Raw genomic sequence first — 10,395 nt, 5'->3', positions numbered from 1 at the left:
ACAAGGAGACCGGCGAGCTGAAGCGTCCGCACCACGTCGACCTGAAGACCGGCATGTACAAAGGCCGCCAGGTCCTGACGCCGAAGGAAGACTAGGCGCTTTCAGAATTCGGGCTTTCGCGGCTCCGTCTGGCGACAGGCGGGGCCGTTTCGATTCGCGCTATTGCGTGCGCCCGCGGGCCTGCACCGCCGCGCGGCGGGCCTCGACCATTTCCGGCGTGACGGCGGCGTTGTGGATGACCGAGCGTTCGTGCTCCAGCGCCAGGCCTTCGCCCATGGTCAGCGCGTAGCCGTCGTCGATCATCGCCTTGTAGGTCACCAGCATGTCGGCCTCGATGGAGGCCATCTCGTGGGCCAGCTTCAGCGCCGTGCGCATCAGCTCGGCGGGCTCGACCACGCGGTTCACCAGGCCCCAGTCGTAGGCCTGTTGCGCGCTCAGGAAATTGCCGGTCAGCGACAGTTCCTTGGCGCGATAGGGCCCGATCGCCCGCGACAGCTTCTGCGAAAGGCCCCAGCCCGGTGTGATGCCCACCCGCGCATGGGTGTCGGCGAAGCGGGCGTTGGTCGAGCAGATCAGCACGTCGCAGGCCAGCGCCACCTCGAACCCGCCGGTGATGGCGACGCCGTTGATTGCGCCCACGATCGGCTTGGAGCAGGCCAGCACCGCCCGCGCCGGGTTCTCTGCTGGGTCTGTCGCGTTGGCCGCGCCCATGCCCAGCGGATCGGTGGAAAGCTCCTTCAGGTCGAGCCCGGCGGTGAACGCCCGCTCGCCGGCGCCCGTCAGCACCACGACCTTCACCGTCGGATCGGCGTCCAGCTCGGCCAGCGCCTGCTGGAGCGCGGCCCGGAGCGCCTTCGACAGCGCATTCATCGCCTCGGGGCGGTTGAGCGTGACGACGGCGACGGCGTCCTGGCGTTCCACGAGCAGCATGGGGTCCTCCGATTTTGCCGCATGAGCGAAGGTCATCCTCCTCAAGTCAATCGTCGTGAGCTACCGTCGCGGACACATGCTCAGATCATTCCTGGCCGTTCTGATCCTGGCGCAGCACTGAATGCGGTTTGCGGCTCGCAGACATTCGCCTCCCCTGCGCCACTCACGGCTGAGGGATGGGGCGGGATCAAGATCGGGATGCCCGAGGCCGCCGCCATGCGACGCTTCGGCCTCAAGGAATCGAACAGGCCGAGCGGCAACGAGAGCTGCCACGAGGATGTCGTGCCGGGCTATCCACAGCTTATCGTCATGATTGACGAAGGGCGCATCGCTCGGTTCAGCCTCTACGAGCGAGGCCCCCTCCAGACAGATCGCGGCTTCGGAATCGGCGCCCGCGAGAACGATATTCGGAAGGCATATGGTCCGACGCTGAAGGTCGAGCCGCACGCCTATGACGATCAACCGGCTCACTACCTGACGTTCTGGACGAAGCCTGGTCGAAAGGGCGTTCGGTATGAAACCGACACCAAGGGCCGAGTGAATGCGGTTCACGTCGGCGGCGCGGCGATCCAGTATATTGAGGGTTGCGACTGACAGCGGGATAGTTGCCCCCAACGCATAGCCTCGCTAAGCCTCGCCGCGCTCCCGAACGCCTTGAGGCCCTTCCATGACCGAGATCGTCGACATCAGCGCCCGCGAGATCCTCGACAGCCGCGGCAATCCCACGGTGGAGGTCGACGTCATCTTGGAGGACGGCTCGATGGGCCGCGCGGCGGTGCCATCGGGCGCCTCGACCGGGGTCCACGAGGCGGTGGAGAAGCGCGACGGCGACAAGAAGCGCTATGGCGGCAAGGGCGTCCTGCAAGCCGTCGACGCGGTGAACGGCGAGATCTACGACGCCCTGTCGGGCTCCGACGCCGAGGACCAGCGGCGGATCGACCAGATGCTCATCGAGCTCGACGGCACACCCAACAAGGCCCGCCTGGGCGCCAACGCCATCCTCGGCGTCAGCCTGGCGACGGCCAAGGCGGCGGCGAGCTCGGCCGCCCTGCCGCTCTACAAATACGTCGGCGGCGTCTCGGCCCGGGTGCTGCCCGTGCCGCAGATGAACATCATCAATGGCGGGGCCCACGCCGACAATCCGATCGACATCCAGGAGTTCATGATCCTGCCGACCGGCGCGCCCACCTTCGCCGAGGCGCTGCGCATGGGCGCGGAAATCTTCCATTCTTTGAAGGGCCAGCTGCACGCCGCAGGCCACAACACCAACGTCGGCGACGAGGGCGGCTTCGCGCCCAACATCGGCTCGGCCGAGGAGGCCCTGGCCTTCATCGTCAAGGCCGGCGAGGGCGCGGGCTACAAGCCGGGCAAGGACTTCGTGCTCGGCCTGGACGCGGCCGCCAGCGAGTTCTTCAAGGGCGGCAAGTACGTGATGGCCGGCGAGGGGCTCTCCGTCGATCCGGCAGGCATGGTCGACTACCTGGCGAATCTGGTCGCCAAGTTCCCCATTGTCACCGTCGAGGATGGCTGCGCCGAGGACGACCTGGAGGGCTGGAAGCTGCTCACCGAGCGCCTGGGCGCCAAGGTGCAGCTAGTCGGCGACGACATCTTCGTCACCAATCCGGAGCGGCTGGCCATGGGCATCAGCAAAGGCCTGGCCAACTCGATCCTGATCAAGGTCAACCAGATCGGCACCCTGTCCGAGACTCTCGACGCCGTCGATATGGCGCACCGCAACAGCTACACCGCCGTGATGAGCCACCGGTCCGGCGAGACCGAGGATTCGACGATCGCCGACCTGGCCGTCGCCACCAATTGTGGGCAGATCAAGACCGGCTCGCTGTCCCGCTCCGATCGCATGGCCAAGTACAACCAGCTGCTGCGCATCGAGGAGGAGCTCGGCGACCAGGCGGTCTATGCCGGCCGGGCGGCGCTGAAGCACTGACGGCGGACCCGAGGCCGCCATGCGCCTCACCAACGAGAACATCCTGACGGCCTTCCGCGAGGCGGCGGCCCTGCAGTCGGCGGGTTCGTTTCCGGCCGCCGCTGACGCCTGGCGCAGGATCGTCGCCGCCGCCCCGACCAGCCCCGAGGCCTGGCGCAATTTCGGCGATGTCCTGACCCGGCTGGAGCAGTTCGCCGAGGCCGAGACGGCCTATCGCCAAGCCGTCGCGCGCAAGCCCGACGCGGTGTGGTCCCTGTGGGGCCTGGCTGGGTTCCTGCACAAGACCGGCCGCTGGCGCGAGGCGGAGCCACTCTACGCCCGGGCGCTCGCCGTGACGCCGGACGATCCGGCGCTGCGCCTGGCCTACGGGCACCTGCGCCTCGGCCTTGGCGACTTTGCCGCGGGCTGGCCGCTCTACGAGAGCCGCAAGGGACTGCCCGGGCAGGGGGCCGATCCCCCGCCGCTGCGCAACGAATGGCAGGGCGAGCCGGTCGCGGGACGGCGGCTGCTGATCTGGCCGGAGCAGGGATTTGGCGACCAGATCCAGTTCGTCCGCTACGCGCTCGCCATCCAGGCGCTGGGCGCGGAGGTCGTGCTGGTCTGCCCGCCGGAACTGCATGCGCTGTTCGCCGAGCTTCCCCTGAACGTCCTCGCGGGCGCCCAAACCCTAACCCTAGACGAGCCGGACTACTGGACCCTGACCCTCTCGGCGCCCGGCCGCCTCGGCGTGGCCCTCGCGGACGTTACCGGCGCGCCCTACCTCAGCGTCCCGGCGGATCGCCGGGCGAAGTGGGCCGGTCATGCCCCGCGGGGGGCCGTCGGCGTCGCCTGGCGCGGGCGCGGGACACACCCCAATGACGCGCACCGCTCACTGCCCTCCGCGGAGGCGTTGGGGCCGCTGCGGCAGGCCGGGGCAAACCTGATCGACCTGACCGAGCCGGTGGGCGACTTCGCAGACCTCGCGGCGATCATCGAGCAGCTCGACCTCGTCGTGACCGTCGACACCGCCGTCGCCCACCTGGCCGGCGCGCTGGGTAAGCCCTGCTGGATCATGCTGCCCTGGTTCCGCCAGGATTGGCGTTGGTTCCAGGGCCGCACCGACTCGCCCTGGTACGACAGCGTGCGCCTGTTCCGCCAGGCCGCGCCGGGCGATTGGGGGCCGGTCATGGCGAGCGTCGCGGATGCGTTCCAAGCCCGAGGCTAACCCGCCCAGAAGTCCAGGCTGAAGGCCAGGCCGAAGACCGCGAGCCCGAGGATGTTGGCGAGGCTCCAGACCCGGTCGAACACCACGCTGCGCCCCCACCGCGCCGGGACCAGGAACAGGGCCGGGACGGCGATGACATAGCGGGGCAAACCCAGCGCCGCGCCGCTGGTCAGGGCGATGGCCAGGATGGCAAGGCCATAGAGCGCGAGCGCCTTGTGCGTTCGCCACAGGACCGCCGAACACACCGTCGAGGCCAGCACGGCGACGCCCTCCACGGCGTAGTAGGCGCGGGCCTGCGCGTCGCCGTTCTGCAGGAGGTCGACGAGATCCGCGAAGGACTGGGCAGTGGCGCGCAGTTGCAGCAGTCCGCGGCCGAAATAGTGCGCTTCGACATAGCCGAACCGGGTCCCGTACACCGCGCGCCAAGCGAGGTAGGCGAAGGCCGGAGCGGCGGCGAGGACCAGCGTTGCGGCCGAGCCCAACCTCAACCGCCGCAGGCCGCCGTCGGCGAGCCAGGTCCAGACGAAGGGAATCAGCAGCAGCCCGCCGGTCGCGCGTGTCCAAGTGGCGAGCGCCGCGAGGCCCGCCGCCAGCATCCACCTCCGTCGCCGCAGCATGGCGAGGGCGCCAAACGACAGGCCGACGAACAGGCCCTCGGTATAGACCTGGGCCAGGAAGACCGACGCCGGCCAGATCAGCAGGTAGAAGCCGGCGCGAACGCCGTCATCCGGCTCGCCCTCGTCCGCGAGGTCGGAGAGGGCCCACATACCCCCCAAAGCTCCGACGAGCGAGATGAGCACGCCCGCCAGCGTCGCCGCCGCCACGGGATCGAGGCCGAAGAGGCCGAGGGGCGCGGCCAGGATCCGAATCGCGAACGGATAGGCCGGGAAGAAGGCGTAGTTGACCGACGTCCAGGTGGGGTGCTCGCGCTGCAAGCCGGACTGCGGCGCACCCGGATCGGAGGCCGGCGAGACCGCGCGCATCTGGGGGTCGTCATAACCGTGCAGCGCGATCGACAGATAATATTCGGAATCCCAGGCCACATGGCTGTTGAGGAACGCGCCGGAGAGGTACGGACGGCCGTTGAGGCGTCCCGCTCCGGTCTCCTCGGCGCTGAACGAGGTGGCGCGGTCGGGGCGCTCGAGCGGCAGCCGAGCCGGTGCGAAGGCCTGGTAGGCCAGCATGACGGCCGCCCAGCCCAGCCAGATCAGCGCGATCGTGCGAATATGGCGTGCCGGTTGCCTCGGGATCGCTGCGCCGCTCGCCATGTTTCCCCTGTCATAGCGGCCGTCCCGCCGGATCGTCCGTCGAAGGACGTTAGCTGGCCCTTAACCACGGCGCCCCGACAAATCATCCCTCCGCCTAGGGATTCGTCGTGCTCGCTCGTCTTCGCTCCTATCTGCCGACCGCGGCGCTCGCTTTCCTGATCTTCTACTTCGGCTTCCACGCGTTCACCGGCGACCGCGGCATCCTCACGTCCAATCAGCGCGACGAGACCCTGACGGCGAAGACCCGCGAACTCGCCCAAGTGCGCGGCGAGCGGCAGGACCTGGAGACGCGGGCGCGGCTGCTGCGCGACACCAGCCTTTCCGCCGACCTGCTGGAGGAAAGGGCGCGCTCCCTGCTAGGCTTCGCCGATCCGAGGGACTATGTGATCCGCATGAAGCCTTAGCGCCCTCTCGAGGGTTCTAGAGGACTTACCGAAGGATCACGGAGAGACGCATGGCGCGTGAGCAGACCGGCGCGGCCGGTCGGCGGAAAGCCAACGGCGCCGCTACCCCCCCATCTTCCAAGGGGAAAGCGCCTTCCGAGAGCGGCGGCAAGGACGAGTTGCTGCAGTACTATCGCGACATGCTGCTGATCCGCCGCTTCGAGGAGCGGGCCGGGCAGCTCTACGGGATGGGTCTGATCGGCGGCTTCTGCCACCTCTACATCGGCCAGGAAGCCATCGCGGTGGGCGTCCAGGCGGCGCACAAGGACGGCGACCAGGTGATCACCGGCTACCGCGAGCACGGCCACATGCTGGCCTGCGGCATGGACCCGAAGGCGGTCATGGCCGAGCTCACCGGCCGCGCCACCGGCTCGTCCAAGGGCAAGGGCGGCTCGATGCACATGTTCTCGACCGCGAAGAATTTCTACGGCGGGCACGGGATCGTCGGGGCCCAGGTTCCCTTGGGCACCGGCCTGGCGTTCGCCAACCGCTACCGCGAGAACGGCGCCGTGGCCTTCACCTACTTCGGCGACGGGGCGGCCAACCAGGGTCAGGTCTACGAGAGCTTCAACATGGCCGAGCTCTGGAGCCTGCCGGTCGTCTACATCATCGAGAACAACCAGTACGCCATGGGCACGGCCATCGGCCGCTCCTCGTCCGAAACCCACCTCTACAAGCGCGGCGCCTCGTTCCGCATCCCTGGCGAGGAGGTCGACGGCATGGACGTGCTTGCGGTGAAGGCGGCTGCCGCCAAGGCCGCCGAGTACGCCCGTTCCGGAAAGGGCCCCTACATCCTGGAGATGAAGACCTATCGCTACCGCGGCCACTCCATGAGCGATCCGGCCAAGTACCGCACCCGCGAGGAGGTCGACGAGATCCGCAAGACCCGCGACCCCATCGACCACGTCGAGGAGATGCTGGAGAAGAAGGGCTACGCCGACGAGGCCGCGCTGAAGGCCATCGACGCGGAGGTCAAGCGCATCGTCGCCGACGCCGCGGAGTTCGCCCGCACCAGCCCCGAACCGGACCCCTCGGAACTCTACACCGACGTCTACACCGACGCGCCCGTGGGAGCGCAGGCATGACCGACGTCCTGATGCCCGCCCTCTCTCCGACCATGGAGGAGGGGACGCTCGCCAAGTGGCACGTGAAGGTCGGCGACAAGGTGAAGTCCGGCGACGTGATCGCCGAGATCGAGACCGACAAGGCCACCATGGAGGTGGAGGCCGTCGACGAAGGCACCGTGGAAGCGATCCTGGTGCCGGAGGGCGCCGAGGAGGTGAAGGTCAACACCCCGATCGCCCGGCTGTCGGGCGAGGCGGGCGCCGCGCCGCCGGCGCCGCAGCCCGCGGCTGCGCCGGCATCCAGGGCCGAGGCGTCCGGCGATCCGGAACGCAAGCCGCCGGAAGTCGACGCGAAGCCCAGGCCGGAGGGCGAGGGGGCTGCGCCTGTCGCGCCCGCCGAGCCGCTGAAGGACCCCGAGTTGCCGCAGGGCGTGAAGCTGGTGAAGGTCACCGTGCGCGACGCCTTGCGCGACGCCATGGCCGAGGAGATGCGGCGCGACAAGGACGTGTTCCTGATGGGCGAGGAAGTCGCCCAGTACCAGGGCGCCTACAAGGTCAGCCGCGGCCTGCTGGAAGAGTTCGGCGACAAGCGCGTCGTCGACACCCCGATCACCGAATACGGCTTCGCAGGCCTCGGCGTCGGCGCGGGCATGGCCGGACTGAAGCCCATCGTCGAGTTCATGACCTTCAACTTCGCGATGCAGGCCATTGATGCGATTGTGAATTCGGCCGCCAAGACGCTCTACATGTCCGGCGGCCAGATCAAGACCTCGATCGTGTTCCGCGGACCCAACGGCGCGGCGGCGCGGGTCGCCGCCCAGCACAGCCAGGACTACGCCTCCTGGTACGGCCACGTGCCCGGGCTGAAGGTCATCGCGCCCTACGATGCGGCCGACGCCAAGGGCCTGCTCAAGGCCGCCATCCGCGACCCGAATCCCGTGGTCTTCCTGGAGCACGAGATGCTCTACGGCCAGGAGTTCGACGTTCCGGAGGGGATCGACTGGGTGGTGCCGATCGGCAAGGCCAAGGTCCGCCGCGAAGGCGCCGGCGTCACCCTGGTCGCCTACTCCCGGATGGTCGGCTTCTGCCTGAAGGCCGCTGAGGAGCTCGCCGCCGAGGGGATCGAAGCCGAGGTCGTCGATCTTCGCACGATCCGGCCGATGGACTGGGAGACGGTCGTCGAGAGCGTCAAGAAGACCAACCGCCTGGTCACCGTCGAGGAAGGCTGGGGCCCCATGGGTGTCGGGGCCGAGGTGATCGCCCGGGTGCTGGAGCACGCCTTCGACTACCTGGATGCGCCGCCCGCCCGCGTGCACCAGGAGGACGTGCCGCTGCCCTACGCGGCCAACCTCGAGGCGCTCTCCATGCCGTCGGTGGAGAAGATCGTGAAGGCGGCGAAACAGGTCTCGTACAAATGAGCCCCAGCCCGTTCACCTGGCATGCCGGCGGTTGCCACTGCGGCGGGGTCCGCTTCGAAGTAGCCCTGCCGCGCGTGGTCGAGGCGCAGAGCTGCAACTGCTCGATGTGCGCCAAGACCGGCTTCGTGCACATCATCGTGCCGGAGAGCCGCTTCCGCATCACCAAGGGCGCTGAGCGGCTGGCCGAATACACTTTCAACACGCGGGTGGCGAAGCACCTGTTCTGCGCCGAATGCGGCGTCAAGGGCTTCTATCGGCCGCGGTCCAACCCGGACGGTTGGAGCGTCAACGCCCGCTGCCTGGACGCCACCGACGGCATCGACCTCAGGATCGAAGCCTTCGACGGCCAGAACTGGGAAGCCAACGCCTCGGAGCTGGCGCACCTTTCCAAGGAGCCGGCATGACGTCGCTGGCCGGCCATTGCCACTGTGGCGCGATCCGCGTGGAGCTGGAGACCAAGCGCGCCGCCGCCGACCTGCCGCTGCGCGCCTGCCAGTGCAGCTTCTGCCGCCGACATGGCGCGCTAACGACCAGCGATCCGGCGGGCTGGCTGCACGTCGAAGCAGCCCCTGGCTCGGTCAACCGCTACCGCTTCGGTTACGGACAGATCGACTTCCTGCTCTGTGACGAATGTGGCTGCTATGTCGCCGCCACCCTGGCGACCGACGCAGGCCTGATGGCGGTGCTGAACGTCACGGGCGTCGGCCTGCCGGGCTTCGACGGCCGCGTTCCCGAACCCATGGACTATGACGCCGAAGGGCCGGACGAGCGCATCGAGCGCCGCAAGGCCCGCTGGATGCCCGCCGTCTTCGTCGAAACCCAGCCGAGCGCCTGACGCATGCCGATCGACATCCTCATGCCCGCCCTGTCGCCCACGATGGAGGAGGGGACGCTCGCCAAGTGGCATGTGAAGCCGGGCGACACGGTGAAATCCGGCGACGTGATCGCCGAGATCGAGACCGACAAGGCGACCATGGAAGTGGAAGCCGTCGACGAAGGTACGGTCGAAGCCCTGCTGGTGCCTGAAGGCTCCGAAGAGGTGAAGGTCAACACCCCGATCGCCCGTCTGTCGGGCGAGGGCGGTGCGGCCGCGCCGTCCCCGGCGCCAGCTGCGGCTCCGGGCCAGGCTGAAGCCGCCGCCGGCGATCCCGAGAAGAAGCCGCCGGAAGCCGCCAAGCCGAGGCCCGAGGGCGAGGGGCCGGTGGCCGTCACCCCGTCCGAGCCGCTGCGCGATCCGGAGCTCCCGGCCGGGGTCACCCTGGTGAAGACCACGGTCCGCGACGCCCTGCGCGACGCCATGGCCGAGGAGATGCGCCGCGACCCGGACGTCTTCCTGATGGGCGAGGAAGTCGCCCAGTACCAAGGCGCCTACAAGGTCAGCCGCGACATGCTGCAGGAGTTCGGCGACAAGCGGGTCATCGACACGCCGATCACCGAATACGGCTTCACCGGCCTGGGCGTCGGCGCGGCGATGGCGGGCCTAAAGCCCATCGTCGAGTTCATGACCTTCAACTTCGCGATGCAGGCTATTGATCATATTATCAATTCGGCCGCGAAGACCCTCTATATGTCGGGCGGCCAGATCAAGACCTCCGTGGTCTTCCGCGGCCCGAACGGCGCGGCGGCCCGGGTGGCGGCCCAGCATAGCCAGGACTATGCGGCCTGGTACGGCCACGTCCCTGGCCTGAAGGTCATCGCCCCCTATGACGCGGCCGACGCCAAGGGCCTCCTGAAGGCGGCCATCCGCGACCCGAACCCCGTGGTCTTCCTGGAGCACGAGATGCTCTACGGCCAGGAGTTCGACGTGCCGGAGGGCATCGACTGGGTGGTGCCGATCGGCAAGGCCAAGGTTCGGCGCGAAGGGACCGGCGTCACCCTGGTGGCCTATTCCCGCATGGTTGGCTTCTGCCTGAAGGCGGCTGAGGAGCTGGCCGCCGAAGGGATCGAGGCGGAGGTCGTCGACCTGCGCACCATCCGGCCGATGGACTACCAGACCGTCGTCGAGAGCGTGAAGAAGACCAATCGCCTGGTGACCGTCGAGGAAGGCTGGGGCCCGATGGGCATCGGCGCCGAGATCGTCGCCAAGGTGCTGGAGCACGCCTTCGACTACCTGGATGCGCCGC

Annotated in this window: 12 protein-coding genes; 10 read left to right on the top strand and 2 right to left on the bottom strand. The window is 68.6% G+C overall.

Translation table 11 applies throughout. The annotated features are described in order from the left end of the window. On the top strand, window positions 1-95 hold a 95-nt coding region (gene rpmF / locus JWP28_RS13995), incomplete at its 5' end, for a 50S ribosomal protein L32 (RefSeq protein ID WP_299543803.1). Window positions 96-159: 64 nt separating this feature from the next. Here rpmF and JWP28_RS13990 read toward each other — a convergent pair. Further along, on the bottom strand, window positions 160-930 hold the full coding sequence (locus tag JWP28_RS13990; protein ID WP_299543801.1) for an enoyl-CoA hydratase: 771 nt from the start codon (window positions 928-930) through the stop codon (window positions 160-162). A gap of 21 nt (window positions 931-951) precedes the next feature. Here JWP28_RS13990 and JWP28_RS13985 point away from each other — a divergent pair, with 21 nt between their 5' ends. The 3 genes from JWP28_RS13985 to JWP28_RS13975 all read left to right on the top strand — a co-directional run bounded on the left by JWP28_RS13985 (window position 952) and on the right by JWP28_RS13975 (window position 4,079). Beyond that, a complete protein-coding gene (locus tag JWP28_RS13985) occupies window positions 952-1,524 on the top strand; it encodes a hypothetical protein (protein ID WP_299543800.1) in 573 nt (190 codons plus the stop codon). Between the two features lie 73 nt (window positions 1,525-1,597). Continuing rightward, window positions 1,598-2,875 carry a phosphopyruvate hydratase gene (gene eno, locus JWP28_RS13980; RefSeq protein ID WP_299543798.1) on the top strand — a complete coding sequence of 426 codons (1,278 nt, stop codon included), beginning with the start codon at window positions 1,598-1,600 and terminating at the stop codon, window positions 2,873-2,875. A 19-nt stretch (window positions 2,876-2,894) separates the two neighbouring features. Next, window positions 2,895-4,079, top strand: coding sequence for a tetratricopeptide repeat-containing glycosyltransferase family protein (locus JWP28_RS13975; protein WP_299543796.1), 1,185 nt, complete (start codon window positions 2,895-2,897; stop codon window positions 4,077-4,079). On the opposite strand, the gene JWP28_RS13970 is transcribed toward JWP28_RS13975, so the two are convergent. Then, on the bottom strand, window positions 4,076-5,347 hold the full coding sequence (locus JWP28_RS13970) for a mannosyltransferase family protein (protein WP_299543795.1): 1,272 nt from the start codon (window positions 5,345-5,347) through the stop codon (window positions 4,076-4,078). The genes JWP28_RS13975 and JWP28_RS13970 overlap by 4 nt on opposite strands. 107 nt (window positions 5,348-5,454) lie before the next feature. Here JWP28_RS13970 and JWP28_RS13965 point away from each other — a divergent pair, with 107 nt between their 5' ends. From JWP28_RS13965 to JWP28_RS13940, 6 genes are all read left to right on the top strand, one after another. Beyond that, window positions 5,455-5,751, top strand: coding sequence for a septum formation initiator family protein (locus JWP28_RS13965; protein WP_299543793.1), 297 nt, complete (start codon window positions 5,455-5,457; stop codon window positions 5,749-5,751). Window positions 5,752-5,801: 50 nt separating this feature from the next. Next, window positions 5,802-6,875: a pyruvate dehydrogenase (acetyl-transferring) E1 component subunit alpha gene (gene pdhA, locus JWP28_RS13960; protein ID WP_299543791.1), complete on the top strand. Its 1,074-nt coding sequence runs from the start codon at window positions 5,802-5,804 to the stop codon at window positions 6,873-6,875. Then, complete coding sequence (locus JWP28_RS13955) at window positions 6,872-8,272, top strand: pyruvate dehydrogenase complex E1 component subunit beta (protein WP_299543790.1); 1,401 nt, start codon at window positions 6,872-6,874, stop codon at window positions 8,270-8,272. Before pdhA ends, JWP28_RS13955 begins: the two co-directional genes overlap by 4 nt. Beyond that, window positions 8,269-8,676 carry a GFA family protein gene (locus JWP28_RS13950; protein WP_299543788.1) on the top strand — a complete coding sequence of 136 codons (408 nt, stop codon included), beginning with the start codon at window positions 8,269-8,271 and terminating at the stop codon, window positions 8,674-8,676. Before JWP28_RS13955 ends, JWP28_RS13950 begins: the two co-directional genes overlap by 4 nt. Continuing rightward, on the top strand, window positions 8,673-9,107 hold the full coding sequence (locus tag JWP28_RS13945) for an aldehyde-activating protein (protein WP_299543786.1): 435 nt from the start codon (window positions 8,673-8,675) through the stop codon (window positions 9,105-9,107). Before JWP28_RS13950 ends, JWP28_RS13945 begins: the two co-directional genes overlap by 4 nt. 3 nt (window positions 9,108-9,110) lie before the next feature. After that, window positions 9,111-10,395: pyruvate dehydrogenase complex E1 component subunit beta (locus JWP28_RS13940; RefSeq protein ID WP_299543784.1), on the top strand; the 1,285-nt coding region annotated here is incomplete at its 3' end.

The sequence above is a fragment of the Phenylobacterium sp. genome (assembly GCF_028290885.1).
In the GTDB taxonomy this organism is placed as follows: Bacteria; Pseudomonadota; Alphaproteobacteria; order Caulobacterales; family Caulobacteraceae; genus Phenylobacterium.
Note: the sequence above shows the minus strand (reverse complement) of the source record. Positions and strands in the feature narration are given on the sequence as shown.